We start from the raw sequence: 25,945 nt of genomic DNA, 5'->3' as shown, positions 1-25,945 counted from the left end.
GGGGCCATGAACGGACCAGGAGCAGCAGCAGATGGCGAAACTTCCCGAGCTGCCGAAGCTGAGGATCGCGGGCCCCTTCTGGACGGCCGAGGCGGAGGTGATCCGGCTGGCCGATCCGGCGACCAACTTCGCGTTCCGCACCCTGTTCGTGGACACGACGCCGCGCCAGGCGGCCGGCGAGGACAACGTGCTGCTGCCGGGCTCCCTGCTGGCACTCGTCTACGTCACCAGCGTCACGATCAGCCCGACCGCCGGCAGTACGCCGCAGTACGTGTGGAAGCGCAGCGGCACCAAGCCCGACGGCCACCTCCCGCCCCAGGCGATCCGAACCGCGATCAGCGCGGGCACCGCCAGCCTGCTGCTCCTGCAGGCCCCGGCCGACGGCTGGCCCACGGGCATCGCCGGCAAGCTGCCGACGTTCACCTGCCTTGGCGGCGAGATCGTCCTCGACCCGATGACGGCCCAGGCCAACGCCGCACAGAAGCTGTACACCGCGCTGGGAATCGGGTCGGCGGCGATCACGCCGCGCACCGGCCCGGCCCGCCTGCTCGGTGCCCTCGCCGTCCACGCCGGGGGGCTCTCGGCCTTCGGCCAGGTACGCCTGCTCTGGGACAGCGCGCCGGTCAACGCCGTCTTCCAGCTGGCCCGGGTCGTCCCCGACCCCGAGCCGGCGCCCGGGGCCGGGGTGCGCGGCTTCCGGATGACGGTCGAGGCCGAGCGGCTGACGGAGGGCGAGCGGGCGGCGATCATCGCCTCCTGGCGGCGCCTCAACCGCTACCTCAACCCGAACAACCCGCTGAACGGCCTCGTCGAGCCGCTGCCCGCGCCGGAGTGGGCGACCCTGGAGCTCGCCGACCCGCTCGCCGTCCCGCGCCTGTTCTGGGAGATCGCGCCCTGGCAGGAGCAGCCCGGCACGCGCCCGATCAGCTTCGCGGGCGACGAGTTCGCCATTCTTCTGAGCGACCGCGGGCCCTACGACCCGGCCGCCCAGCCGGACACGCTCGCCCGGATCACACCGACCAGCGCGCGCGTGGCCGCCGACGGCACGAAACTGCGGGTGGAGTTGAAGGCCGGCGGACCGCCCGCCGGATCCACCGGCACGTTCGGCTACCGGGCCGGCCGCGACGCCACCGGCTGGAGCGAGCGGGTCACCCTCGGCGCCACCACGCTCGCCTTCGACCCGAACGAGGCCGCGCGCCGCCTCCGCGCCACGTTGCAGGTCCCCGAACCGTCCTGGAGCCCGCCGGCGCCAGGTGCTACCGGGCCTGTCACCCCGGCCGTGCTGTGGGGGTTCACGCCGCTGGACGACGGCTGGGCCCAGCTCCCGCTGCCCAATCTGTCCGAGCAGATCTACCTCGACGCGGGCGTGGCCCAGGCGGAACCCGCGCCGGCGCCCGGCAACCTGCTGCGCGGCGCCGTCAGCTTCGGCAACGACGACCCGTCCGGGCTGGGCCAGGTGCCGGGCGAGCAGCCCTGGAGCCTCACGCTCGCCGCGGCCCAGCGCATGACCGCCGCCTGGGTGCTCGGCCCGCTCGGCGGGGGGTACCAGCTCCAGTCGGCCGACCTTGCGCTGGACGCGCCGGAGGTGGCGCTCAACGGCCTGTACTGGCTGAGCACCGGGGCGCCCACCGCCGCCGACGCCCTGCCCGACCTCGACGACTGGATCGGCGGTCTGACGACCGTACCTCTGCACACCGTCACCGGGCGCGAGCTGTTCGCGCCCCTCGTGCGGCTCGCCTTCGACACGATCGGCTTCGCGCGGCGGAGCAAGCCCGCCCCCTCGGCCGGCCTCGACGCCTGGGCCTTCCAGTACGGCGTCGACCCGGCGCTGCTACGCGCCCTGGTGGACGGCGGCGCTCTGCCGCCGGACGCCATCGGCGCCGCGCTGCCTCTCGTCTGGCGCCGCCACCCGACTCTGCCGATGGTGCAGGCCCTCGCGCTCACCCAGAGCGTCAGCCCGCCCAACGTGCCGATCGCCGGCCGGCAGCTCGTCCCGTTCGAGCTACCCGTGACCCGCCAGGACGGCATGGACCTGCCGGATGGCTGGCGCTTCACGGCGGAGGGCGCCACGGGCTGGCCGCGCTACGCCGGCGGGCGCTCACCCGCCCGCGAATGGCTCGGTGCGGGCGAGGCGAAGCTGTACGACCTGCCCCTGGTGGCGCTCTCGCTCCCCGGGCTGGTGCTCGACCCGCGTCCTGACGGCGATCCGCCGCAGAGCGACTCCGCGCTCGGCCTGCCCGTCCAGTACCGCTACGACCTGCCCTACACGGACGAGGTCCAGGCACTGGCCCAGCTCCCCAGGATCCCCAAGGACCCTCGCGAGAGTTCGCCACTGCCCGACACGGCGCGGCCGGAGCCACCGCGTCCGCTCACCCGCGCGGACTACGCCGCCCACTGGCGGCGCCTCGCCGAGCGCGCCGGACTCGCCGCCGCCGACAGCGTGGCCGCCTTCGCCCGGCAGGACGGCCAGACCGTGCTACGCCACCTGGCCTCGGTCCACGCCTGGCCGGTCCGCGCCACCCTCGCCCTTGACGGCTATCCCGGCGAGCTCCGCCTGGACAACGCCGACCCCGCCGCGAGCGCCCCACTGACGCTGGCGGGCGAGGCGGCCCTCCCCGGAATCGGCGGCGACTTCGCCGACGGGGCGGGCGGACTGCGCCGCCTGCCCGCGGACGCGCCCGCCGACTCGGCCCAGTACCGGTTGACCGCCGGAAGCATGGCCGCCGGCCTCGCCGGCGACGCCCGCTACGCCGACCAGCGCGGCCTGGTGCGCGGCGCGAGCGTCCCCACGTCCAATCTGATCAGGACCCCGCTGAGCCATCCCACCGCGGGCGACGTGCAGCTGACCACCACGCGCCTGCCGCTCACCCTCGGCCACGGCACCGCGACCTGGCGGCTCTGGTTCCGCGACCTGCCTGCCCAGGGCTCCACCTTCACCAAAGCCTCCGCCCGCTCGCCCAAGGCCGTCGAGCTCGATCTCGACGGCAACGACCCCGAGGCGCGCAGCAGCGACTACGAGCACCGCACCGGGTACGAGTGGCGCCTGCGCCCGCTCGACGATGATCCGGACGCGCCGTCGCCCGGCCTCGACCTGTTCGGCCTGCGCTTCTTCCCGCTGGTGCTCGACCGCGTGGTCTTCGCAGGCGACGGCGTGGCCTCGGTCGACGTGATCGGGCGGCTGCAGCTCCCGGTCGCCGGCTCCGGCGACGAGCAGACCGATCTGGGCAACTGCGTGCGGCTGACCTTCGCCGGCGGCTCCGGCGCCGGCACCGCGCTGGGCCTCAGCGCCGTCAGCCTCGACGGCAACGCCCTGGAGTGGCCGCTGGCCGTCTCCGCCGGGGAAGCCGGGGACGCGCCGCGCCTGCGGGTCGGCGGCATCGCGCTGGCATCTGGTGGCGCCGGCATGACCGTCCAGCAGGTGCGGCTCTGTTTCCACCTGTTCCGGGTGGAGTGGGCCGTCGGCCTGCCGCCGATCAGCTTCCCGAACCCCACGACGCCGCCCTTCACCCTGCCCGGCGCGAACGGCACGGACCCGATCGTCCCGCAGCGGGTCGCCCTCGGCCTCGACATGACCGGCGGTCAGCACACCCTGAACCTCACCATCGCCGTGCGGATCGGCAGGCCGCCGTCAGGTCTGCAGGCCCTCTACCGCTTCGACGAGGGCGCCGGCGCCACCGTCCATGACTCCTCGGCCACCGGCGATCCGCTGCACCTGAGCGCGGCCGCGACCCAGGGCATGAGCTGGAGCCCCAGCGGCCTGACCCTCACCAAGCCGACGCTCATCCGCTCGGGCGGGCCCGCCACGAAGCTGAACGCCGCGGTGAAAGCGAGCAACGAGATCAGCATCGAGGCGTGGGTGAAGCCCGTCACCGGCCTGCTGACGAACGGGCAGTTCAACATCTTCACCGTCTCCTCCGACGCCGGGCACCGGAATGTGACCGTCCAGCAGCGCAAGGGGCTGCTCGACTCGTCCTCCGCGGACGCGTGGCTGCGCACCGACACCACGAACGAGGAGGGCGCCCCCGATCTGGCCACCCCGGCCGGCTCGCTCGGCGCCGCCCTGACCCACCTGGCCTACACCCGCTCCTCCGACGGCCGGACCCGGATCTACATCAATGGGCGGCTCCAGGCCGAGCAGACCGTGGGCGGGAGTCTCGCCGCCTGGAACGACCAGTTCGAGCTGGCTCTCGGCGATGAGATCACGGGTGGCCGGGCCTGGCTCGGCACCTACCGCATGCTCGCCGTCTACAGCCGTGCCCTCAGCGCCGAGGAGGTGGCCGCGCGCTTCGGCTCGGGTCCGGCGACGGCGCCCTCCACGGTCAGAGGGGAGGCCGTCGCGGCCGCGCTGACCTTCGACCTGATGGCGAAGGGGACGGATCGTTTCACGCTCGACACCGCGAACCTCTTCGGCGACCTCACCCTCGACGTCACGCTGCCCGACGGCTCTCCCGCGGCCCTGGCCGACGACACGGCGCTGCAATTCAGCTGGAACGGCTACAGTGCCCCGCAGCCCGAAGGACTCCAGTTCCTGCCGGGCATGCGCCTGGCCGATGCCCGGACGCCCGGCCTGCGCGAGCGCGCCGCCCCCGGCTTCGCCACGGTCACGTTCCGCGCCATCGCCCGGCCGGACGACATCCCGAAACTGCCCCTGACCGGCGCCTTCGTGGAGGCCCTGCTCGTAGCCCACTGGGGCCGCTCGCTGCACGACACCGGTCCGAGCCGAAGTGCCCAAGCGGCGGAGCTGTACGGCTCCTCCGCCGGGGACCTCGTGGTCGGCTACACCTCGCGCCTGCAGGGCTCGGGGGCGCAGAGCTCGGACTGGCAGGAGACCTTCCTGCTCAACGGGATGCTGACAGCGACCAACCTGGTCTCCTGGCCGCAGCAGCTCAACTACGACGCGAACAACGCGCGCGTCACCCTGCCGGCGGCCCGCGCCGCCGGGGCCCCGACCCTGACCCATCTGCGCCACACGATCAGGGTGCTGCTGAACCAGCACGAGCTGCCCGCCTCCACCCTGACCGGCGCCGGGGGCCCGCTGCTGTTCACCTTCGCCCAGGGGCAGAGCTGGCAGACCCTGGCCGTGGTCGAGCACCAGCTGGTCGAGGTGACGCCGGCGGCCGACGGGAGCGGCGGGACGCTCGGCCGCGAGGCCCGCTGGACGGCCGTCCAGGAGGTGCGCCTGCTCGCGCCCCGGCGCGCCGCGCGGTTCCTGCGCGCCATGGCCGCCCTGGAGACCACCGACCCCGTCGAGGGCGTCAGCCCGCTCGGCAGCGTGAGCGGCGGCTACCTGGGCGCGGGCCTGTCGGCGCTGCTCGCCGACTCGGGGGCGGCGCTCGACGCGCTGCCGCAGGACATGCTGATCGTCGAGGCGAGCGCCCACCACCTGCTCAGGCTCGTGCCCGTCGCGGAAGGCGCGGCCACCACGCTGCAGTTCCTCCCGACCGGCAGCCAGGGCGCCCTGCTCGGCAGCCCGGCCGACCACGCGCCGAGCGACCCGGCCGACCCGCGCTGGCTGCTGCTGGCCATGCCCTTCCTCGGACGCCTGCAGGACCCGGCCCGTGACCTCGCGCAGCCGGCCGCCGGGCAGCCCGGCCCGCTGCAGATCGACCCGCTGCTGCTCATCTCCCGCCTGCGCGCCTCGGCCCCCACCACCGCCCTGCCCGCCCTGGCCCTCGCCCTCTGCGGCTGGGCCGACAGCGCCCCGCTGTCCGTCACCCTCGCCGGCCTGGACACCGCCGTCGGCCGCAGCTTCGCCCGGCTCGATCCGGTGGCCCTGGAGGAGAGCTGGTTCCGCGCGCAGAATCCGTCCCCCGAACCGCAGGACGCACTGCTGCAGAGCATCCTCGCGGCCCTCCCCGAGACGCCTGCTCGCCTCAGCCGCCCGGTCGCCCTGCGCCAGGCATTCGACCCGCGACGCCCCTTCTACCCGCCCCGGCCGGACGACCGGCCCGCGCCGGCCGAACCCTCGCCCTACGCCGACCCCGTCTGGCGCGAGGACGGGCTCCTGCTGACCCAGGCCGTGAGCACTCTGGCGCCGACCGACAAGCCGCCCTACGGCTGGACCCTGGCCGCCGCGCTCATCGCGAGCAGCGGGCTGCTCGGCCTGCCTCCCGCCGGCGGCCAAGGCCCTCGCCGCTATCCCGCGGCCACTCTCATCCCCGCGCCGCTCGCACTCGACGGGGCCGACAACCCGCGCCCGCTGAGCCTCGTGGTGAGCCCGTACCTGGGGCTCCGGTGGCGGCCGGCTCCGACGCTGCCGGCGGGCGGTCCGTCGCCGCTGCAACCGCGGCTGCTGCTGGCGGAGCTGCTCTGCCTCGCGCCCAGCACCATGCGGCTGCAACCTGTGGCGAGCCGCATGTGGAGCGTCCAGCCCGGCACCCCCGAACTGGGCGATGAGGGCCATCTGCGCGCTCAGGCCCAGGGCTGGGCCGTCCAGTCCCAGCGGCTCCTGGCGCCGGAGTCGCCGATCGCGGTGCTGCGCTACCGGACGATCAGCGACAACACCCGTCCGGACAACCTGGGGGAGGCGGCCCTGACCACCGGCTATGCCTTCGCCCTGGTCCGGGTGACGACCGCGTCCCCGCTGGCGAAGCGGCTGTTCCGCATCCGTCCGGAACTCACGGGTCTGCGCTACCGCGAGGGCCAGTGCAATATCGCGGCGATCCCCGCGAGCCCCCGCGACTTCGAGCTCGCCCCGCCGCAGACGGTCGGGGTGCAGCCGCTCTACCTCACCCGGCGGCCGGTGCGCGAGGACCTGCCGGCGTGGCCCTGGGGTCTCAGCGCGCTGCGCGTCAGCGTGCATTACACCAAGGGGCAGCAGGGCGTCGTCGGCGCGGCCACCCCCGGCGCGGCGGGCCAGACGCTCTGGTGGCAGACCGTCCAACGCACGGTGCAGTTCCGCTCGGCGCTGCACACCGACCGACCTGCCGGCGGCCTGCCCCGGCGCTTCCGCGCGCCGGCCGTGAGCAGCCTGCTCCCCGCGCCGCCCGACCCGCCGCTGCCCGCGCTGACCGGGCCGGTGTTCGATCAGCCCGACCTCCCCGAGCCGGCCGATCAGCAGCCGGGCGTCGCCGAGGGGCCGGCCCTAGAGCGCTGGCAGCCGGTCCTTCCCGGCGCATTGCGCTACCTGGTGAGCGGTGCCCGCGCAGGCGTGTTCGTGACGCTGCGCAACCACCTCCTGCGCCAGAGCGGCATCACCCTGGTCGGTGAGCACCCGCGCCCGCACGGCCTGGCCATGCTTTCCGGCGGGGTGCCAGTAGAGCACCGCGCCCCGCGCCCGGTGCCGCTGCCGGCCAACGTCGATGGCCGGCAAGGAGTCGCGCTGCGCACCTGGGCGAGCCACTTCGACCCCGAGAAGCCGGCTCTGGTCACGCCGTCCCCGGCCGACGAGGCCTTCCGCGCCGGCTTCGACGACCCCCTGGAGAATCCGACCTACCGGCAGACGGCCCAGCGCCTGCGGCTGCAGCTGGCCGCTGTCGAGCGCTACGCGCTGGACGTGGACTGGGACGGAGTCCTGACCTTCGTCTACCGGGTCGACGGCAGCATCACCCTGCTCGGCGGACAGAAGCCGGAGACGCCGGAGGCCGGCATCCTCGACTGGGTCCTGGCCCTAGAACTCGTGGATGCCGGGCGGGTCACGGCGCTCGAGGACATCACCACCCCGACGCTCGTGCTGACACCGGCCATGCGGGCCCAGCTCGGTGCGGTCGGCGTGCCCCTGCCGGGGCCGGAGGTCGACACCGTCGAGACGGCGAAGCTCGCGATCCGCCAGTTCGGTCTCCCCGGCGACTCGAAGACCCGCGCCGACCGGGCCCGCGAGCTGATCGCCGGCATGCCGCCAGGCGCGGCGATCCATGCGCGCGTCAAAGCGCGGTTCGCCCCTCACCAGCCCGGCACGGAGCCGTATCACGACGGCTACAGCCATGTGCTGCGCTTCCCGCTCCGGGTGGCCGACCCGAGCGTGCCCTCCCTGCCCCTCGTCCCGCGCTACGTCCATTTTGAGGATCCCGAGTACAACCGGCGGCTCGCCTCGCCTTCCGCCCACGCCGGCGTCTCGGTGCAGTTCCCTCGGCAACCGCCGGACACCACGAGCCCGCAGCGCGCCATCACGCTGTCCGCTGAGCGGCGGGAATGCAACCCGGACAGCACGCTGGCCATGCGCTTCGACTGGGACCAACCGCCCCCTGGCAGCCCGAAGGTCACGCTGACCCTCCAGAAGATCGACCTGGATCAGACCCCACGCGACCTGGTGAACCCGAACCCTGGAGGCGGGCCGCAAAGGCTCGACCCGGGGAAACTGCATGAGCTCTCGTTGGCGGCGATCCAGAAGCTGAACGGCCCGTTCACTCCGGGCGAGCGGCTGCGGCTCGTTCTGCACGTCGACTCGGGCCCCGTGAAGCCGGCCGTGGTGCAGCTCGACATCACCATCGTCGAGGCTCCGGTGATCCCCACGACTGAGGCGGCGTACGCGCTTCTGCGCAGACAGGCGGTCGGCGACCGCACGTATGTCGAGTGTCCGCGCTTCGCCTGGGGCCCGGAGGCGCAGCGCGTCGAGCTTGTGAACCCGGCCGACCTGCGCACGGAGGTGGTGCGCCGGCGTGCGGTGTTCCAGTTCACCGACTCGGCCCGCCCCGGCCGAGAAGAGGTCTACACGATCCAGAAGCTCACTCAGACCGGATCGACGCACATTCCGCTGGATGGCTGATCTGCCGGGGACCGTCGCCGCGGAGGCGCCGCGGGCGCGACTGCGACACGTGTAACCGGATCGGGCGGAGCGGCGGCGCCATGGCCGTCTATGGGTCCGTTGGGTTGCTGTTGTCGGTCAGTGCCGCGCGTGCGGTGGCCAGGATGTCTTCGGAGAGCGGGTCGCCTTTGGTGGCGCGGGCGAGGACGAGGGCGCCGACCATGGTGCACAGCCGGGCGACGCCGTCCTCGCCGTCCGCGCCGAGCCAGGCGGCGGTGTCGCCGACCTGTTCGGTGAAGACGCGGCGGGCCTCGGCGTCGCCGTGGCCGCGGGCGATGTCGACGGCGAGTCCGGCGACGGGGCAGCCGTCCGCGGCGCTGTCGCGGTGCTCGGTGGAAAGGTAGGCCTCGATGAACGCCCGCCGGGCGGCGTCGCGATCACCGGGGTGCTGCTGGAGTGCGGTGACGCGAAGGCGGGCGTGCTCGTCGAAGGCGTGTGCGGCCGCCTCGCCGATGAGCGCTTCCTTCGAGGCGAACTGCTTGTAGAACCCGCCGTGGGTCAGCCCTGCCGCCTTCATCAGGTCGGCGACGCTGACCTCGGTGCCCTGCTCGCGGAAGAGCCGGGAGGCCCTGTCGACAACACGCCGGCGGTTCTCCTGCGCCTGCGCCTGTGATACGCGCCCCATGCCACGCCTCCTTGTTGAATGTTGGTCGTCATCTATCCTAGGACTGCCTCTATAGATTAGAGTCATAATCTAAATCGATGGTCCGACACGGGCCCGAACTCGAGGAGGCATACATGGAACTGGACGGCGCGATCGCGATGGTGACGGGCGCGAACCGGGGCCTGGGCCGCCATCTGGCCACGCAGCTGCTGGAGCGCGGCGCATCGGTCTACGCGGCGGTGCGCCGCCCCGACGAACTGGACCTGCCCGGCGTCACACCGCTCCGGCTCGACGTGACCGACCACGAGTCGATCCGAGCCGCCGCGGAGATCGCCACCGACGTGACGGTTCTGATCAACAACGCCGGGATCTCCACCGGCACGCCCCTGATCGCCGGCGACCTCGACGCGGTCCGCCGGGAGCTGGAGACGAACTTCTACGGCCCGCTCGCCGTGACTCGAGCGTTCGCGCCGGTCATCGAGGCCAACGGCGGTGGCGCGGTCCTCAACATCCTGTCGGTGATCTCGTGGCTGCATCCGGCACAGGCCGGGGCGTACGCGGCGGCCAAGGCCGCCGCGTGGGCGCTGACCGACGCGGCCCGCGAGGAGCTCGAACCCCGGGGCATCGCGGTCTCGGGACTTCATGTTGGCTTCATCGACACCGACATGACCGCCGGGATGCCCGACGTCCCGAAGGCCGACCCCGCCGACGTCGCCGCCCAGGCACTGGACGGGATCGCCAAGGGCCTTCCCGAAATCCTCGCCGACGATCTCACCCGCCAGATCCGCCAGGGTCTGGCACACGGCCCCGTCCCGATTCGCGCCGCCTGACCGGCGAGCCCGCGAACGGCCGGCGAAAGTGTGGCCGATGACTACGAAACGTGTGGGCGACCAGGGAGGAGGCCGTGTGCGGCCATGAGGTCCAGGGTGTTGCCTGCGGTGTCGGGGGGAGCACCGTCCGGCAGCAGGCGCAGCTGTACGTGGGTGACGCCCCAGCTGCGATACCGCTCCAGTCGCCCGGCCACGGTCTCCGGGGTGCCGACGAGCCAGGGGGACGGGTCGCCGGCGTCCGCGCCGATGTTCCACAGCCTGCGGGAACGGTAGTAGTCCCGGACGCGGCCGAAGGCCCGCTCCGCCTGGTCGAGGGCCGTGGCGGGGTCCTCGGCGACCAGGCACAGCCGGTTGACCGCGATCGTCGGTGATCGTCCCTCCGGCAGGTCGGCCAGGTAGCGGGCGCACTGCTCCGACAGGAGCCGATCGGAGTAGTTGGTGGCGGCGTAGTAACCGTCCGCTGTGCCGGCGGCGCGGCGGGCGGCGGCCTCGCCCTGGCCGCCGACCAGCAGTTCGGGGCCGCCCGGCCGGTACGGGCCGGGGACGGCCGGCCTGGTGGTGGACGCCGACCACGCCTCGCGCAGCTCGATGAGCAGCCGGTCGATCATCGTCCCGCCCGGCCGGTCGGGGCCGCCGAGGGTCCCGCGGAGGCCTGGGGCGCCCAGACCGAGGCCGACGGTCAGCCGGCCCGCGCTGATCTGGTCGACGAGCGCCGCCTCGTAAGCCAGCCGCGCCGGGTCGTACGCGCGGGCGAGGAGCACGCCGGTGCCGAGCCGCAGCGGGGTGCGGGCCGCCAGATGGGAGAGTGTGATCAGCGGCGACGGCAGGTGGAACGACTGCGGGGACGAGTGGTAGCTCTCGCCCAGCCAGACCGATTCGACGCCCACGGCCTCGGCGTGGGACAGCAGGTCCTCGGCCGCCCGCAGCTGCGGCGGCAGCGGGCGATTGGACCCGAGGTCCACGGCGACCCCGAACGCCGGGGAACCCACGTCCATGTCAGTGCCCGCCGTCGGCGAGCGCGAACTGGGGGAGCGCCTCGCCCTCGTCGGTCTTCTCGACGATCGTGACCACCCGCGTGCCGATCCGGACGGATTCGAGGTCGTCGGTGACGACCCGTCCCATGGCCCGGGTGCCCTCGTCCAGATCCACGAGGGCGACGGCGTACGGTGCCATGTCGGCGAATCCGGCGGGCGGGCGGTGGACGACCGTGAAGCTGTAGACGCTGCCGCGCCCGCTGACGGGAACCTGCTCGACCGGGCCGCCGCAGCCCACGCACAGAAGTCTCGGGTAGAACTGCACCGAACCGCAGGCGGTGCACCGCTGGACGCTGCGCGTCCCCTGCTCGCGCAGCAGCTCCCAGTACGGTTCCGCGTCCGGAGTGACCTTGGGCAATGGACGATCGCTCATGTCGCCTCCCGGCGCAGGATCGCGGTGGCCGCGGTGGACAGCTGCCCGCCCGTGCCGTGGCACAGCGCGGTGCGCGGCGAACCGGCCTGGCGGTTCCCGGCCTCGCCGCGCAGCTGGCGCACCGCCTCGATGATCAGGAAGATGCCGAACATGCCCGGATGGCAGTACGACAGGCCGCCTCCGCTGGTGTTCAGCGGGAAGTCCCCGCCGGGGCGGATCCGGCCGCCGGCCACGAAGCCCGCGGCCTCGCCCTTTCCGCACAGGCCCAGGTCTTCCAGGCTCAGCAGGACGGTGATGGTGAAGGAGTCGTAGATCTGCGCGATGTCGATGTCGGAGGGGCCGAAGCCGGCGCGCGTGTAGGCCAGCCGGCCGCTCTCCCGCGCGGCGGTGTCGGTGATCTCGACCGCGTTGCCGATCGACTCGTGCGACTGCGCGTAGCCCGTCCCGCTGATCAGCACGGGGTCGGCGCGCAGCCCGCGGGCCCGTTCCGCGGAGGTCATGACGACGGCGCCGCCGCCGTCGGTGACCAGGCAGCAGTCGAGCCCGCGCAGCGGGGTGCTGATCATCGGTGCGGCCAGGACGTCGTCGACGGTCAGGTCCTTGGTGCGGACCGCCCTGGGGTTGAGCCGGGCCCACTGCCGTGCCGCCACCGCGACCTCGGCGAGGTCGGCCGACCCGGCCCCGTACAGGTGCATGTACCGCTGGGCCGCCAGGGCGTATCCGCCGAGGGGCAGCGGGAGCCCGTAGGGGACCTCGAACTGGTAGCCGAACTCGGCGGGACGGCCGCCGAGCGCGCGGGTCCTGCTGGAGTACTGCGTCGACCCGTACGTGATCAGGACGGTCTCGCACAGGCCGCACTCGATCGCCGCCGCGGCCCGTTCCATGGCGGCGATGAAACCCGAGCCGCCGATGTTGGTGTCGTCCACGTACCGGGGCCGCAGGCCGAGGTACTCGGCGGCGCTGACCGCCTGGCGCTCGGTGTAGGGGTAGCCGGACGTCATGAAGCCGTCCACATCGGCGGGCCGCAGCCCGGCGTCCCGCAGCGCCGCCGTCATCGCCTGCTGCTGCAGGGAGAAGACGGTGTGCCCTGGGGTCTTGCCGATGTCGCTCTCGGCGACGCCGACGATGGCGGTCCGGTCCCGGAGGCCGGAGGGACTCATGCATGCTCCTTGTCGAGGGCCGCGCGCACGGGCCCGTCGGTGTTGCTCAGCACGTCCTGGGCGGTCACTCCCGGGGCCAGTTCGGTGAGGACGAACTCTCCGCCGGTGATGTCCAGGACGCCGAGGTCGGTGATCACGCGGTCGGCGACCGCCCGGCCGGTCAGCGGCATCGTGCAGCCGGACACCAGCTTGGGCCGCCCGTGCTTGTCGGTGTGGGTGGTGAGGATCAGCACGCGGCGGGCCCCGGCGACCAGGTCCATCGCCCCGCCCATGCCCTTGACCAGGCTGCCCGGGACCGTCCAGTTCGCCAGGTCGCCGTTGGCGGCGACCTGCATCGCGCCGAGGATCGCCAGGTCGATGTGCCCTCCGCGGATCATCGCGAACGACTGGGCCGAGTCGAAGCACACCGCGTTCGCGGCGAGCGTGACGGTCTCCTTGCCGGCGTTGACCAGGTCCGGGTCGGCTTCGCCGGGCAGGGGGTAGGGGCCGACGCCGAGGAGTCCGTTCTCGCTGTGCAGCGAGATGCCCGCGCCGTCGGGCAGGTGGTTGGCCACCAGGGTGGGCAGCCCGATGCCGAGGTTGACGTACTGGCCGTCGCGTGCCTCGGCCGCCGCGCGGCGGGCGATGTCGTCTCTGGTCCACGCCATGATGCGGTCACGCCTCCCGGGTTGTGATCTTCTCGACGGGCTTGTCGGGGCGCTGCGCGACGGTGAGCCGCTGGACGAAGATCCCCGGGGTGTGCACCTGGTCCGGGTCGAGCCCGTCCACCAGGTTCTCGGTCTCGGCGATCGTGACCGCGCCCGCCATCGCCGCCGGCGGGTTGAAGTTGCGGGCGGTGAGGCGGTAGCGCAGGTTGCCCGCCCGGTCGGCCTGGTGCGCCTGGACGAGTGCGAAGTCCGCGCGCAGCGCGCGTTCGAGCACGTGCGGGCGGCCGTCGAAGTCGCGGGTCTCCTTGGGTTCGCTGACCTCGGCGACGGACCCGTCCGGCGCGTACCGCAGCGGCAGGCCGCCCTCGCTCACCTGCGTCCCGGCGCCGGTCGGGGTGTAGAACGCGGCGATGCCGGCGCCGCCGGCGCGCAGCCGCTCGGCGAGCGTGCCCTGGGGGGTGAGGTCGATCTCGATCTCGCCCGCCAGGACCTGCCGGGCGAACTCCTTGTTCTGCCCGATGAAGGAGCAGGTGACCTTGCGCAGCCGGCCCGCCGCCAGCAGCCGGCCCAGCGCCTGGCCGTCGACGCCGCAGTTGTTGGCGATCACGTGCAGGTCGCGGGCGCCCTGGTCGAGCAGGGCGTCGATCAGTTCGAACGGGGTGCCGCAGATTCCGAACCCGCCCACGGCGATCGTGGCGCCGTCGGGGATGTCGGCGATGGCCGCGTCCCCGGTCGTCAGGTCCGTGCCCACGTGGCCCTCCTTGGTGTGATGTGGTGCGCTGTGCCGCGGTGTGTCATGACGCGGGGCCGCCCATCCTCACGGTCAGCCGCCGGGCGGTGTCCAGCAGCAGCCGCAGCTGCGGAGAGTCGGGCTCCAGTGACATCGCCTGGAGGGTGTTCAGCAGCGCCAGGGACGCGCACAGTCCGTGCTCGTCGAAGATCGGTGCGGCGAGGACGGCGATGCCGCGGCCGTTGTCGACGGCGGAGTAACCGCCGTCCCGTACCCGGTCGAGCCGTTCGCGGAGCCGGGTCTGGGCGTCGGCCGGCCAGGTGGCGATCAGGCGTTCGCCCTGCAGCTGGTCCCGCTGGAAGGCCAGGAACACCGCGGCCTGCGCGGTGCCCAGGTCCAGTTGCGTGCCGACCTTGACCCGGACGGACACCGTGCCCGCGAGGTCCTCCTCGACCCTCGACACGACTGGCCCGGACGAGCCCCAGAGGCTGAGCACCGCCGTGGACCGGGCGCCGGCGGCCAGTTCGCTCATGTGCGGCGGCGCGAGGTCGAGGATCTCCCGGCGGGACAGTGCGAAGCCGCCGAGCTGCAGGGCGAGCGGGCCCGGTGCGAACGCGCCCTCGCCGCGGCGTTCCAGCAGTCCGGCCGAGGCCAGTGAGGTGCAGTAGCGGTAGGTGGTGGTGCGGTTGAGTCCGATGGCCGCGGCGGCTCCCGCCGCCGTGATCTCAGGGGTGCCCGGGCTGAAGAGCGCGAGGATCTGAGCCGCCCGGGCGACCGCCTGGATGTCGGCGGGCTGCCCTCCGGAGACATCGGTGTCAGGTCGGGACACCTGGCAACCTCCATGTTCGCGATATGAACTTGATGTTCAGAATCCTAGCGAATCCAGAGCATGGTTTTCAAAGTGACCAGGCATGATCGGAGGAAACCGACCAAGCATCGACGAAACTTGTTCGCAATAGAGTATTGACATTCACGATACGAACAGCACAGAGTGTCGAGGCCGAGCGCAATGGCCTCGGTCACGTCAGCCACAACCACGGGAGCAGCACACATGGCGTCACCGCCCCCCGCAGCGGAGGTCCTCACCGGTCTGGTCGACCTGCACTGCCACTCGGGTCCCAACCCGTTCGCCCGGGAGTTCGACCACGCCGAGGGCGCCAAGGACGGCGAGCGCCTCCAGATGCGCGCGATGCTGGTGAAGTCGCACCACCACAACACCGTGATGGACGTGCTCGCCATGAAGGACCGGCTGGCCACGATCCGCACCGAGGTGTTCGGCGGCATCGCGCTCAACGCGCAGGTGGGCGGCATCAACCCCTACGCGGTCGCGATGTGCCTGCGGATGGGCGGCAAGGCCGTGTGGTTCCCGACCTTCTCATCCCAGCGGCACCTCGACGCGCACCCCGAGGGCGGCGGCTTCCCCGTCGCGACGGTGGAGCTGCCGTCCCGGATCGTGCCCATGTGCACCGAGGACGGCAAGCTCGTCCCCGAGGCCCACGAGGTGCTCGACCTGGTCCAGGAGACCGAGACCATCGTCTCGGGCGGGCACGGGCACCCCGACCACATCCGCGAGCTGTTCACCCAGGCCAAGGCGCGCGGCATCGAGCGGATGCTGATCAACCACCCGGACTTCGTGATCGGCGCCGACCCGGCGCTGTGCAGGGAGTTCACGGCGATGGGCGCGTTCGTCGAACACGAGGTCGGCATGTACGATCCGCTCGGCAACAAGAAGTGGGATCCGGCGAACCTCCTCAACTGGATCCGCGAGGTCGGCCCCGAGCGCACCGTCATCGCCTCCGACCTCGGCCAGAAGGGCCGGCCCATGCCGGTCGACGCGTTCCTGCGCGTCGGCCAGGCGCTGCTGGACCTCGGACTGCCCGCGGCCGACCTGCGGCGCATGGTCCGTGACAACCCCTCGTTCCTGCTGCGCCTCCCCGACTGAGGAGATCTCATGGCATACGCGCCCGACGACCCCCGGGCCGCCCTGGCCGCGAAGCAGGCCGGGGCCGCCGCCGACCCGCACGCGCCGATCGCGGCACCGGAGTACTACGACTTCAGCGGCTCGGGACCCGACGAGGTGTCCGCGGACGGTTCCCGCACCTGGATCGTCCGGGGCCAGAACGTCGTGCTCCTCTACACCCGGGCCGTCCCGGGTGAGCGCCTGGCGCGGGACGGCCAGCGCGACGAGTACGTGGTCGTCCTCCCGCACGACGACGCCAAGGTCGTCATCGAGTCCGGCGGCACCATCGAGACCGTGACCGGCAAGTCGGTCGCGATCGTCCCGCCAGGCGACAGCGCGATCACCATCGAGTCCGCCACCGACATCGTCCGGCTGTTCACTCCGCACAACGACGACCTCGCCGGACGGGCCCGCAACGCCGACTCCTACGCCGCGCCCCACCCCCGCGTGGCGCTGCTGGAGGAGTGGCCCGAGCCGGCGGGCGGCGACCGGCTGCGGGTCTACTCCGGCATCGCCGACATCGAGCGCAGCCCGGACCGGCTGGGCCGCATCTTCCGGTCCCGCGCCTTCATGGTCAACTTCCTCTACCACTACGACGGCCCGCGCGACGCCACCAAGCTCTCCCCGCATGACCACGCCGACTTCGAGCAGCTCTCCCTGGCCGTCTCCGGCGAGTTCGAGCACCACATCCGCACTCCCTGGACCAAGAGCCGGACGGCCTGGCGCGAGGACGAGCACGTCCGGCTCGGCAGCCCGTCGGTCGCGATCATCCCGCCGCCCACGGTGCACACCAGCGAGGCGTCCGGGCACGGCCGCAACCAGCTGCTCGACATCTTCGCCGGCCCCCGCCGGGACTTCTCCGCCAAGCGGGGCTGGGTGCTCAACGCGGCCGACTACCCGGAACCCGGCGATCTGGAGGTGCGCTGATGACATTCGAGAACGCCTTCGCAGGGCAGCGCGGCCCCATCCCCGTGGGCACCTGGGTCAAGCTCTCCACCTCCGAGTCGGTCGAGGCCATGGCGCACGCCGGGTTCGACTTCGTCGTCATCGACCTTGAGCACACCCTGCTGTCCGCTGAGACCGCCGCCCGGCACATCACGCTCGCCTCGGCGCTCGGCGTGCTGCCGCTGGTGCGCGTCCCCGACCACACGCCGTCCACCGTTCAGCGCCTGCTGGACGGCGGCGCGGCCGGGATCCTCTTCCCCCACGTGGACGACGCGCAGGCGGCGCGGGAGGCGGCGGCGGCGACCCGCTTCCCGCCGCACGGGCGGCGCGGCAGCGGCGGGACTTCCCGCGCCGGCGGGTGGGGCACGCTGCCCCGCGCGGAGTACCTCCGCCGCGGGAACGAGGACGTGCTCTGCCTGCCGCAGCTGGAGAGCCGCGCGGCCATCGAGAACGCCGAGGAGATCCTCGCCGTCGACGGGGTCGACGGGGTGTTCGTCGGCGCCGCCGACCTGGCCCTCGACATGGGGCTTCCGGGCGGCGACCCGGAGATCAGGAAGCTCGTCGGGAGGGTGAGCGAGGCCGCGCGGAAGGCGGGCAAGCCCTCCGGCGTCGCCTACGGGGCGAACCCGGAGGGCCTGGCCCGGGCCGTCCAGGGCGGCCACGGCTTCGTGATCCTCGGCAACGACACGTCGCTGCTGGTCGAAGCCGCCTCGGACCTGGCCGCCGCCGCGCACGAGGCGGTGGCCTCATGAGCGGGCCGTTCACGTTCGAACCCGACCGGATCTACCGGATGCCGGTCCTGTTCGGGCCGACGCCCGGCCCCCGGCAGCGCCTGGACGACTCCCGCTGGCAGGGCGCGCCGTCCCCCCACCAGACGACGGTGTGGGCCGACTTCACCGCCGACCGCGGGCGGCTGGAGCCCCTGCTACCCGAAGGGTTCCGGCTGGACGGGACGCCCATCGTCCGCGTGCGGTTCCGCTACCTGTCGCGGATCGCCTGGCTCGCCGGGCGCGGCTACAACATCCTCGACCTCGCGGTCCCGGTGGTCTACGAGGGCGCCGCGGACACCGTCCGCGGCGACCTGGTCCTGGTGCTGTGGGAGAGCCTCGCCGACCCGATCATCTCCGGCCGCGAGGAGCTGGGCTACGCCAAGCTCTACGCGGAGATCCCGCCGGTCCGCGGCGCCGCGGACGCCGGATTCGTCGCCGCGCACGCGTCGTGGGACGGCTTCACCTTCGCCGCACTGTCCGTCGAGGGCATCGGCGACCCGGAACCGGCCGGGGCGGGTGACGCGGAAGCGCCGCTCCTGCACGTCAAGTACATGCCGTCCACGACCGGCACGGACGTCCCGGACGCCCACTACGTCACGGTCACCCCCGCCGACTACCCCAAGCGGCGCGTGCTCGACCGCCGCACGGGCACCCGGGCCACCGTCGCGTTCACCGCCGGCGACTTCGACCACCTGCCCACCCTCTTCCACATCACCGGACGGCTCGCCGAGCTCGGCCTGCCGGAGAGCACCGCCTGCGGAGTCCTGACCACGCTCGGCGGCAAGGACCTGTCCGACCAGTACCCGGCCCCCTGAGGCAGGAGCGCAGCCATGACGAGCGCTAAGCAACCGATCATCGAGATCGACCATGTCGACAAGCAGTACCGATCCCGGCACGCCGAGAGCGTGCACGCCCTGCGGGACGTCAGCCTGTCCATCGAGGACGGCGAGTTCGTCTCCATCGTCGGGCCGAGCGGCTGCGGCAAGAGCACCCTCCTGAAGATCATCAACGGGCTGGAGCGGCACTCCGGCGGCGTGCTGCGGTTCCGCACCGCCGCCGACGACCCGCGGCAGGCCATGGGCATGGTCTTCCAGCAGCCGCTGCTGCTGCCCTGGCGGTCCATCCTGGACAACGTGCTGCTGCCCCGCGACCTGCGCGGACGGCGCGGCCGCGACGCCGATGCGGAACGCGCCAAGTCGCTCCTGCGCACCCTGCGCCTCGGCGACTTCATGGACCGGCATCCCAAGGAGCTGTCCGGCGGCATGCAGCAGCGCGTCGGCATCGCCCGGGCCCTGATGCACGACCCGCCCATCCTGCTGATGGACGAGCCGTTCGGCGCGCTCGACGCGATGACCCGCGACCAGATGTCCCTGGAACTGCTGCAGATCTGGGAACGCGACCGCAAGACCGTCGTGTTCGTGACGCACAGCATCTCCGAGGCAGTGCTGCTCTCGGACCGCGTGGTGGTCATGTCGTCCCGGCCGGGACGGATCGTCAGCGTCGTCGAGGTAGGGCTGCCCCGCCCCCGCAGCCTGTCCGACATCAACACCGAGCGCTTCGGCGACTACGTCCGGGAGATCCGCGACACGCTGGACTCCGAACACGAACTCACCACCACCTGACCGCATCCGTCCGAGGAGGAGAGCACAATGACGACGGTCGCGGATCACTCTGGACCGCCCCCTGCCGGGGACACCCACACCATCGAGGCGCGCTCGGCCGCCGAGCGCCGCTTCCGGCTCGGCGACCTGCCCGGCTGGGCGCTGAGCTCGGCGCTGTTCGCCATCGTCCTGGCGGCCTGGGAGATCGTGGTCCGGGTCACCGGGGTCTCACCCATCATCGTCCCGCCTCCCAGCGACGTCGCCGTCGCGCTGGTGAAGGGCCTGGTGGACGGCGAGCTGGTCTTCCACACCTGGATCACCCTGCAAGAGATCCTCGGCGGGTTCCTCATCGCGACGATCCTCGCGATGGCGCTCGCACTCCTGGTCAGCCAGTCGACCCTGGCCGAGAAGGCGGTGCTGCCCCTGGTCGTGACGATCCAGGCGGTGCCGAAGGTCGCCGTGGCCCCGCTGCTGCTGATCTGGTTCGGGTTCGGGATGACCTCCAAGACCCTCACCACCGCGCTGATCGCCTTCTTTCCGCTGCTCATCAACGCGATCCTCGGGCTCAACTCGGCCGGCGCCGACGAGCGGAACATGCTTCGCTCGTTCGGGGCGTCCGAATGGCAGGTGATGCGCCGGCTCCGGCTCCCGTCCGCGCTGCCCTACGTGCTGGCCGGGCTCGACTCCGCGGCGATCCTTTCGGTGCTGGGCGCCATCGTCGCCGAGTTCGTCGGCGCGCAGGCGGGCCTCGGCTACGTCATCCAGGCGTCCAACACCCAGCTCGACACCGCGTCCATGTTCGCCGTCCTGGTGATCCTCTCGGTCATCGGCCTGGTGCTGCACTTCCTGATCACCGGCATCGGCCGCCGGGCCGTGTTCTGGTCGGCCGACAACGACGTGCGCGTCCAGGACGTCTGAGGAGGCCCCATGAAGTTCACGACCCGGCGGCGGGCCGCGGCCCCGGCGGCCCTGATAGCGCTGACCGCGCTGACCGTGCTGACCGCGTGCGGGCAGCCGGTGCCCGGGGTGGGCGCGCCGGACGGCGACAAGGTCGTCATCACCCTGTCCGCCAAGACCTGGAACGCCGGCCTGGCGAGCCTCGCCGTCTCCGAACGGCGCGGCTACTTCGCCGACGAGAACCTCAACGTCGGCTTCGTGCTGCTCGACGGGGCGACCATCCAGGCCCAGCAGGTCGCCACGGACAACGCCACCGTCGGCGCGATCACCCCGGAACCGGTGATCTTCGGCGACCAGCCGGGCAAGCGCCTCGGCCTGCGCTATTTCTCGTCCTTCTACCGCAAGAACATCTACGGGCTGCGGGTGCCCGCCAACTCGCCGATCAAGAGCCTGGCGGACCTGCGCGGCAAGCGGATCGGCGCCGCGTCCCTGGGCAGCGCCGCGGTGACCAACGTGAAGGTGGCGCTGCGGGACGCCGGGATCCCCGAGAACGCCGTGAACTTCGTCGCGATCGGCACCGGTGCGCAGCAGGCGACCGCCCTGAAGAACCGGGACGTGGACGCCGTCGCCCTGTTCGACACCCAGTTCCAGATCATGGAGAACAGCGGGATCCGGCTGCGCCGGATCCCGCTGCCGAAGATCGACGAACTGGCGGGCGGCGGCCTCGCGGCAACGTCCGCCAACCTCAAGAAGGACCCCGCCCTGTTCGCCCGCATCGGCCGCGCCGTCGCCAAGGGCGTCATCTTCGCCCAGGCGAATCCGAAGGCGGCGATCGACGACCTCTACGCCGCACACCCGGACGCGCGCAACCCCGCCCTGCCCCCGCAGAAGGCCCGCGCCAACGACACCAAGGTGCTCCAGACCCGCATGTACACCCTGGGCGTGCAACCCGGCGAGCGGCAGTGGGGGATCCTCAAGGCGGACGAACTGCAACGCAACATCGACTACATGGCCCGCGCCGGCCTGATCACCGAGAAGGTGGACGTGAACAGCGTCTTCACCACCGAACTCACCGGCCAGATCAACAATTTCGACGCGGCGGCCATCCAGGCCGAGGCCAAGCGCGCCGCCTCCTGACCGGCATCGACCGATCAACGGACCGAGACCCGCCGCTGCATGGGCTTGGAGTTCCCGGGCCAAGGCCTCGCGGCGGGTCGTCGTCGGCACCACACCCGCAACGGGGTGCGGGACATGATGCCCCTGCTTGGAACGTTGCTCGACGGCATGCCGGAGATGGACCGGGCGTTCATGGTGCGCGAGTTCGCCGAGGACGCGGAGAACACCATCGCCCGCAGGGCGGCCGATTCGGGTCCGCGTGACGCGGAACAACGACACCTACTTTCCGCAGATCCGTCGCCACCTCGTGGACGCCGGGATCGCCGTGCTGTCCTACGACAAACTCGGTGTGGGTGAATCATCCGGCGATTGGCGTGAGGCGACTATGGACGACCTGGCATCCGATGCGGCCGCCGCGCGGGGCTTCCTCCGCGCGCAGCCCGGGGTGCAAGCCGGCGATCTTCGGTGGCGCGGACGAACTGGTACCCGTCGCCGACAGCGTCCACCTTTTCAGCGCCACGGCCAGCCATCCCGAGCGACATCACCAGGCAACACTGACCGTGGAGATCTTCCCCGGCGGCGACCATCGCGTCCAGACCAGCGGCGGCACATTGGCACCCCCGACACCTCAGCGCCCTCACTCAGTGGATAGAAAGCCACACCCGCTGAGACTTCAACACGCGGGCAGCTTAGGGAACGACTACTACGGCGCCTCGCACGGAGCCTTGGGCCAGTCTGTCGTGGGCCGCCGCCGCGTCGTCGAAGGAGTACACCGCCGCGACCCGAAGCGGGATGTCACCGCTCTCCGCTCGTTTGACCAAGTCGCCCAGCCGAGGGCCGTCCGGTAGCACGTCCAGTGCGAACGTCCGGATTCCCCGAACCGGCTCCGGGCGCAGCGGGGGTGAGGCGGCTACATAGCCGCCGCCGTCCCTGACCAGTTCCATCAGTGAGGGGCCGATCACCGCCAGGTCGACAACGGCGTCGAAGTTGTCCGGCGCGGCCGCGATCGGATCGTCCGAGCGTGGCATGAACGCCGCGCCCTGCGACTCGACGAACTCCCGGTCGTCGGTGCCCGCGAGTCCCGTGGCGTGCAGGCCGGCTGCCCGGGCCAGGGCCAGGATGAACCCGCCGACCTGCCCTGCGGCACCGGTGACGAGCACGGTCGAGCCCGCCGGGAGCGCGAGCAGGTCGAGGGCTTGGGCCGCTGCGAGACCGTTGACCGGCAGGGTCGCGGCCTCGGTGGCGGGAACCCCAGTGGGTGCGAAGGTCAGCCAGGCGGCCTCCAGCACCACGTACTCCGCGTGGGTACCGACCGTGGTGCGTATCCACGGCGAGAAGCCGATGACGGCGTCACCAACATTGAACTCGCCGACGGACGGACCCACCGCGTCGACCGTACCTGCCACGTCCCAGCCGGGTATGTACGGCAGCCCGGTCGGCAGCGGTGCCGGGAAACGGCCGGCGCGAATCATAAGTTCGACCGGGTGCACAACGGATGCGGCTACCCGTACTCGTACCTGCCCAGGCCCTGGCTCGGGTACCGGTAGGTCCGCCGCCACGTACAGGACCTCCGGCCCTCCGAACTGTGAATAGCTGACTGCGCGCATCGTCGTCCCCTCCGTGTATGTCCTGTTTCTTCACGGTAGGGAGATGGGGGCACTGTGAGAAAGTAGGTACCTTCGAGTGCCTAGGGCACCGCATAGGAGGTGGAACATGGCGACAACAACTGCGGCACAACGTCGAGAGCAGGCCAAACGCGACTATGACGCGTTCTTGGCGGCTTGCCCGACCCGGGAGTTGCTGAGCACGCTGACCGACAAGTGGGCGGCGCTCGTGATCCCGGCCCTTGCCGACGGTCCGCAGCGGCACAGCGAACTCGCCCGCCGCATTGCCGGCGTCAGCCAGAAGATGCTCACCCAGACCCTGCGCAAGCTGGAACGCGACGGTCTGCTCACCCGCACGGTGACCGCATCGGTACCGACCCGCGTCGACTACGAACTCACCCCGCTCGGCCAGGACCTGTTCCCGGTGATGGTCGCGATCAAGACCTGGGCGGAGGCAAATATGGATCGCGTCTTCGAGGCCCGGGCCCAATTCGACGCACGTTCATGAAAACCGGCGGGCGCCCGGACGCGCTCAACTCGGCCGACCAGTGCGTTCGAGCTGGGACTCTCTTGGGTGTCTGACCGCGGCGAAGGTCCCCGTGTCGACATCCTGCTCCGTCGGAGACTCAACGTGGCTGCGACCACGAGCGACGCGCCACGGTGGTCCTCCCCGCCCCGTCCGGTGCCGCGGACCGCGAAGGGATGCACCGCCCGGCCGATCCGCGTTTCTGTCAAACGGCAGCGATCAGGCCTGCTCCAGCAACCGGTCGACCAGCCCGGCGATGTAGTCCGGGGTGAGCGGGCCCGCGCCGAACAGGACGCGGATGTACATCGGGGCCATGACGTGGTCGAGCACGCCCAGCACGTCGGGTGGATGCTCGCCGCGTTCGCCGGCGCGGTCGAGCATGGCCTGCACGAACCGGGTGCGTTCGGCGAGAAAGTCGTCACGCTCCCGCAGACCCCGTTCGCCCCTGTTCGACAGGGCGACGGTCAGGCGCAGCACCGCCAGGCCGTCGGGTCCCGTGATCTCGCGCGCCACCTGGGCCGCGTAGGCGTGCAGGTCACCGGCCAGGCTCCCGGTGTCGGGCATCGGCGACCGCGCGTTCAGGCGCGTGAGCACCACGTCGGTGAGCAGGGCCTCCAGGGTGCCCCACCGGCGGTAGACGCTGGTATCGGCCACGCCGGCGCGGGCCGCGACGTCACCGACCGTGAATTCGCCGTAGCCGCGCTCGCCGACCAGGTCCGTGACGGCCTGGTGCACCGCCGCCCGGACACGCGCACTGCGCCCGCCGGGCCGCCGGACCGGCCCTCGCTCCTCCATGCCCCCACCTTAGCGCAGCTCGCAGTTGCGTTTACGAGGCCCGCCGTCTAGATTTCTAAAGCAGTAACGAACTGCTTTAGGAGGAACGATGCAGTCTGCACCGCCGGTGGCCGTGCCGAACCGGGCGGCGTTGCTCACGGTGACCTGCCTGGGGCAGTTCATGGTGCTGCTCGACAACACGATCGTCGGTGCGGCGCTGCCCGACATGCAGGAGCGGCTGCACACCCAGTTGACCGGGCTGCAATGGATCGTCGACGCCTATGTGCTGCTGGTGGCGATGCTGTTGCTGTCCGGCGGCGTCTTCGCCGACCGCTTCGGCCGCAAGAGGATGTACCTGGCCGGCGTCGTGGTGTTCACCGCCGCGTCCGTCCTGTGCTCCGCCGCACCCTCGATCGGCTGGCTGATCGTCGGGCGGGTACTGCAGGGCATTGGGGCCGCGGCGCTGAGCCCCGCCTCGCTGACCCTGCTCGCCGCCGCGTATCCGGTTCCGCAGGAGCGGGTCAGGGCGATCGGTCTGTGGGCCGGATTCAGCGGAATCGGTCTGGCCGCCGGACCGTTGGCCGGCGGCGTTCTGGTGGAGGCCTTCGGCTGGCCCGCCATCTTCCTCGTCAACGTGCCCGTCGGCGCGGTCCTGCTGGTCGCCGGCCTGCGCGTGCTGGACGAGTCCCGCAACCCGGGCGCGCCGGCGATCGACGTCCCGGGAACGGTCCTGTCCGTCCTGGGCGTGGGGGCGCTCACCTACGGGCTGATCGAGGGCGGCTCCCGTGGCTGGACCTCGCCCGTGATCCTGAGCGGCTTCGCCGCCGCGGCCGTGATCCTCGCCGTCTTCGTGGTCGTCGAAGGGCGGGTTCCGGCACCGATGCTGCCATTGCGGCTCTTCCGGCAACGCCTCTTCACGGTCTCCAACACGGCGATGATCGTGGTCGGCTTCGCGCTCATGGGCTCGTCGTTCTTCTTCTCCCAGTTCTTCGTCTACGTCCAGGGCAGCTCGATCCTGCGAGCCGGGGTGCAGACCCTGCCCGCCACGCTCGCGATGGTCATCATCAGCCCGTTCGCGGGCAGGTTCGCCGCCAGGTACGGCTTCCGGATCATGGTCGCCATCGGCCTGACGCTGGCCGGGCTGGGACTGCTGGCCCTGGGCTTCGTGCACGCCGACACCGGCTACACGAACGTGTGGTGGCGGCTGGCCGTCGTCGGTATCGGTTTCGCCCTGACCATGTCCCCGCTGACCGGCGCCGCCATCCAGTCGGTCAGCCCGCAGGAGGGCGGCCTGGCGTCGGGCGTCAGCAGCACCACCCGGCAGATCGGCGCGGTCCTCGGCGTGGCGGTCCTCGGCGCCGTCGTCCGCACCCGGGAGTCCGGTGGCGCCTCCTTCGAGGAGGGGCTCAACAGCGCCTTCGTCGTGGCAGGCGTCGTCACTTTGGCCACAGCGGTGTTCACGGGCCTGTGGCTGATCAAGAGCACCGAATCGTCACGACCGGCGAGCCCGGCCCCGCGCGCCCATGAAAACACCACGAGTCACTGACGCGGCTAGGAAATAACCTCCCAGTTCCCGCGTCCACTGGGCGGTCCGGCTGCACCCCTTCTCGCGTGTGACCTGGTCTTTCTCT

20 protein-coding genes are annotated in these 25,945 nt (G+C 72.0%); 11 read left to right on the top strand and 9 right to left on the bottom strand.

Annotation, left to right across the window (positions count from 1 at the left end):
- Window positions 1-31: 31 nt before the first annotated feature.
- Window positions 32-8,704 (top strand): LamG-like jellyroll fold domain-containing protein, encoded by an 8,673-nt coding sequence (locus ACQPZP_RS25370; protein ID WP_433472214.1) that lies wholly within the window; start codon window positions 32-34, stop codon window positions 8,702-8,704.
- Between the two features lie 88 nt (window positions 8,705-8,792).
- On the opposite strand, the gene ACQPZP_RS25365 is transcribed toward ACQPZP_RS25370, so the two are convergent.
- On the bottom strand, window positions 8,793-9,368 hold the full coding sequence (locus ACQPZP_RS25365; protein ID WP_433472213.1) for a TetR/AcrR family transcriptional regulator: 576 nt from the start codon (window positions 9,366-9,368) through the stop codon (window positions 8,793-8,795).
- A 113-nt stretch (window positions 9,369-9,481) separates the two neighbouring features.
- Here ACQPZP_RS25365 and ACQPZP_RS25360 point away from each other — a divergent pair, with 113 nt between their 5' ends.
- Window positions 9,482-10,177, top strand: a complete 696-nt coding sequence (locus ACQPZP_RS25360) for an SDR family oxidoreductase (RefSeq protein WP_433472212.1) — start codon at window positions 9,482-9,484, stop codon at window positions 10,175-10,177.
- Window positions 10,178-10,218: 41 nt separating this feature from the next.
- On the opposite strand, the gene ACQPZP_RS25355 is transcribed toward ACQPZP_RS25360, so the two are convergent.
- The 6 genes from ACQPZP_RS25355 to ACQPZP_RS25330 are packed head-to-tail and all read right to left on the bottom strand — an operon-like array spanning window position 10,219 to window position 14,950.
- Window positions 10,219-11,172 carry an LLM class flavin-dependent oxidoreductase gene (locus ACQPZP_RS25355; RefSeq protein ID WP_433472211.1) on the bottom strand — a complete coding sequence of 318 codons (954 nt, stop codon included), beginning with the start codon at window positions 11,170-11,172 and terminating at the stop codon, window positions 10,219-10,221.
- A gap of 1 nt (window position 11,173) precedes the next feature.
- Window positions 11,174-11,584, bottom strand: a complete 411-nt coding sequence (locus ACQPZP_RS25350) for a Zn-ribbon domain-containing OB-fold protein (protein WP_433472210.1) — start codon at window positions 11,582-11,584, stop codon at window positions 11,174-11,176.
- On the bottom strand, window positions 11,581-12,744 hold the full coding sequence (locus tag ACQPZP_RS25345) for an acetyl-CoA acetyltransferase (protein ID WP_433472209.1): 1,164 nt from the start codon (window positions 12,742-12,744) through the stop codon (window positions 11,581-11,583). The genes ACQPZP_RS25350 and ACQPZP_RS25345 overlap by 4 nt, the downstream gene beginning before the upstream one ends.
- Window positions 12,741-13,391, bottom strand: coding sequence for a 3-oxoacid CoA-transferase subunit B (locus tag ACQPZP_RS25340; RefSeq protein ID WP_433472208.1), 651 nt, complete (start codon window positions 13,389-13,391; stop codon window positions 12,741-12,743). Before ACQPZP_RS25340 ends, ACQPZP_RS25345 begins: the two co-directional genes overlap by 4 nt.
- A gap of 7 nt (window positions 13,392-13,398) precedes the next feature.
- Complete coding sequence (locus ACQPZP_RS25335) at window positions 13,399-14,142, bottom strand: CoA transferase subunit A (protein ID WP_433472207.1); 744 nt, start codon at window positions 14,140-14,142, stop codon at window positions 13,399-13,401.
- A gap of 43 nt (window positions 14,143-14,185) precedes the next feature.
- Complete coding sequence (locus tag ACQPZP_RS25330; protein ID WP_433472206.1) at window positions 14,186-14,950, bottom strand: IclR family transcriptional regulator; 765 nt, start codon at window positions 14,948-14,950, stop codon at window positions 14,186-14,188.
- A 222-nt stretch (window positions 14,951-15,172) separates the two neighbouring features.
- Here ACQPZP_RS25330 and ACQPZP_RS25325 point away from each other — a divergent pair, with 222 nt between their 5' ends.
- Genes ACQPZP_RS25325 through ACQPZP_RS25295 form a run of 7 tightly spaced genes read left to right on the top strand, consistent with a single transcriptional unit; the run spans window position 15,173 to window position 21,431 of the window.
- Window positions 15,173-16,063 carry a DUF6282 family protein gene (locus ACQPZP_RS25325; RefSeq protein WP_433472205.1) on the top strand — a complete coding sequence of 297 codons (891 nt, stop codon included), beginning with the start codon at window positions 15,173-15,175 and terminating at the stop codon, window positions 16,061-16,063.
- A 9-nt stretch (window positions 16,064-16,072) separates the two neighbouring features.
- Entirely contained in the window at window positions 16,073-17,008 is a 936-nt protein-coding gene (locus tag ACQPZP_RS25320; RefSeq protein ID WP_433472204.1) for a hypothetical protein, read from the top strand.
- On the top strand, window positions 17,008-17,778 hold the full coding sequence (locus ACQPZP_RS25315) for an HpcH/HpaI aldolase family protein (RefSeq protein ID WP_433472203.1): 771 nt from the start codon (window positions 17,008-17,010) through the stop codon (window positions 17,776-17,778). The genes ACQPZP_RS25320 and ACQPZP_RS25315 overlap by 1 nt, the downstream gene beginning before the upstream one ends.
- The gene (locus ACQPZP_RS25310) at window positions 17,775-18,611 is read left to right on the top strand and encodes an acetoacetate decarboxylase family protein (protein WP_433472202.1); all 837 of its coding nucleotides are present in this window, start codon (window positions 17,775-17,777) and stop codon (window positions 18,609-18,611) included. The genes ACQPZP_RS25315 and ACQPZP_RS25310 overlap by 4 nt, the downstream gene beginning before the upstream one ends.
- 15 nt (window positions 18,612-18,626) lie before the next feature.
- Complete coding sequence (locus ACQPZP_RS25305; protein ID WP_433472201.1) at window positions 18,627-19,418, top strand: ABC transporter ATP-binding protein; 792 nt, start codon at window positions 18,627-18,629, stop codon at window positions 19,416-19,418.
- 27 nt (window positions 19,419-19,445) lie between these two features.
- Window positions 19,446-20,315 carry an ABC transporter permease gene (locus ACQPZP_RS25300; protein ID WP_433472200.1) on the top strand — a complete coding sequence of 290 codons (870 nt, stop codon included), beginning with the start codon at window positions 19,446-19,448 and terminating at the stop codon, window positions 20,313-20,315.
- Window positions 20,316-20,324: 9 nt separating this feature from the next.
- A complete protein-coding gene (locus ACQPZP_RS25295) occupies window positions 20,325-21,431 on the top strand; it encodes an ABC transporter substrate-binding protein (protein WP_433472199.1) in 1,107 nt (368 codons plus the stop codon).
- 668 nt (window positions 21,432-22,099) lie between these two features.
- Here ACQPZP_RS25295 and ACQPZP_RS25290 read toward each other — a convergent pair.
- Window positions 22,100-23,017 (bottom strand): NADP-dependent oxidoreductase, encoded by a 918-nt coding sequence (locus ACQPZP_RS25290; protein WP_433472198.1) that lies wholly within the window; start codon window positions 23,015-23,017, stop codon window positions 22,100-22,102.
- 106 nt (window positions 23,018-23,123) lie between these two features.
- Between ACQPZP_RS25290 and ACQPZP_RS25285 the strand changes: the two genes are divergently transcribed.
- Window positions 23,124-23,522, top strand: a complete 399-nt coding sequence (locus ACQPZP_RS25285) for a winged helix-turn-helix transcriptional regulator (protein ID WP_433472197.1) — start codon at window positions 23,124-23,126, stop codon at window positions 23,520-23,522.
- A gap of 237 nt (window positions 23,523-23,759) precedes the next feature.
- Here ACQPZP_RS25285 and ACQPZP_RS25280 read toward each other — a convergent pair whose 3' ends face one another.
- Window positions 23,760-24,335, bottom strand: coding sequence for a TetR/AcrR family transcriptional regulator (locus tag ACQPZP_RS25280; RefSeq protein ID WP_433472196.1), 576 nt, complete (start codon window positions 24,333-24,335; stop codon window positions 23,760-23,762).
- A gap of 88 nt (window positions 24,336-24,423) precedes the next feature.
- On the opposite strand from ACQPZP_RS25280, the gene ACQPZP_RS25275 reads away from it, so the two are divergent.
- Entirely contained in the window at window positions 24,424-25,860 is a 1,437-nt protein-coding gene (locus ACQPZP_RS25275; RefSeq protein ID WP_433472195.1) for an MFS transporter, read from the top strand.
- The last annotated feature ends 85 nt before the right edge of the window (window positions 25,861-25,945 follow it).

Origin of the sequence: Spirillospora sp. CA-142024 (assembly GCF_050942325.1) — a bacterium.
Classification (GTDB): Bacteria; Actinomycetota; Actinomycetes; order Streptosporangiales; family Streptosporangiaceae; genus Spirillospora.
The sequence above is the reverse complement of the archived record's forward strand: the minus strand, read 5'-3'. Positions and strand labels throughout refer to the sequence as shown.

Coding starts and splice junctions, on each gene's coding strand:
- ACQPZP_RS25355 (WP_433472211.1), bottom strand. CDS start 11,172: ATGGACGTGGGTTCCCCGGCGTTCGGGGTCGCCGTGGACCTCGGGTCC.
- ACQPZP_RS25315 (WP_433472203.1), top strand. CDS start 17,008: ATGACATTCGAGAACGCCTTCGCAGGGCAGCGCGGCCCCATCCCCGTG.
- ACQPZP_RS25365 (WP_433472213.1), bottom strand. CDS start 9,368: ATGGGGCGCGTATCACAGGCGCAGGCGCAGGAGAACCGCCGGCGTGTT.
- ACQPZP_RS25350 (WP_433472210.1), bottom strand. CDS start 11,584: ATGAGCGATCGTCCATTGCCCAAGGTCACTCCGGACGCGGAACCGTAC.
- ACQPZP_RS25370 (WP_433472214.1), top strand. CDS start 32: ATGGCGAAACTTCCCGAGCTGCCGAAGCTGAGGATCGCGGGCCCCTTC.
- ACQPZP_RS25340 (WP_433472208.1), bottom strand. CDS start 13,391: ATGGCGTGGACCAGAGACGACATCGCCCGCCGCGCGGCGGCCGAGGCA.
- ACQPZP_RS25275 (WP_433472195.1), top strand. CDS start 24,424: ATGCAGTCTGCACCGCCGGTGGCCGTGCCGAACCGGGCGGCGTTGCTC.
- ACQPZP_RS25285 (WP_433472197.1), top strand. CDS start 23,124: ATGGCGACAACAACTGCGGCACAACGTCGAGAGCAGGCCAAACGCGAC.
- ACQPZP_RS25310 (WP_433472202.1), top strand. CDS start 17,775: ATGAGCGGGCCGTTCACGTTCGAACCCGACCGGATCTACCGGATGCCG.
- ACQPZP_RS25300 (WP_433472200.1), top strand. CDS start 19,446: ATGACGACGGTCGCGGATCACTCTGGACCGCCCCCTGCCGGGGACACC.
- ACQPZP_RS25325 (WP_433472205.1), top strand. CDS start 15,173: ATGGCGTCACCGCCCCCCGCAGCGGAGGTCCTCACCGGTCTGGTCGAC.
- ACQPZP_RS25295 (WP_433472199.1), top strand. CDS start 20,325: ATGAAGTTCACGACCCGGCGGCGGGCCGCGGCCCCGGCGGCCCTGATA.
- ACQPZP_RS25305 (WP_433472201.1), top strand. CDS start 18,627: ATGACGAGCGCTAAGCAACCGATCATCGAGATCGACCATGTCGACAAG.
- ACQPZP_RS25290 (WP_433472198.1), bottom strand. CDS start 23,017: ATGCGCGCAGTCAGCTATTCACAGTTCGGAGGGCCGGAGGTCCTGTAC.
- ACQPZP_RS25345 (WP_433472209.1), bottom strand. CDS start 12,744: ATGAGTCCCTCCGGCCTCCGGGACCGGACCGCCATCGTCGGCGTCGCC.
- ACQPZP_RS25320 (WP_433472204.1), top strand. CDS start 16,073: ATGGCATACGCGCCCGACGACCCCCGGGCCGCCCTGGCCGCGAAGCAG.
- ACQPZP_RS25360 (WP_433472212.1), top strand. CDS start 9,482: ATGGAACTGGACGGCGCGATCGCGATGGTGACGGGCGCGAACCGGGGC.
- ACQPZP_RS25280 (WP_433472196.1), bottom strand. CDS start 24,335: ATGGAGGAGCGAGGGCCGGTCCGGCGGCCCGGCGGGCGCAGTGCGCGT.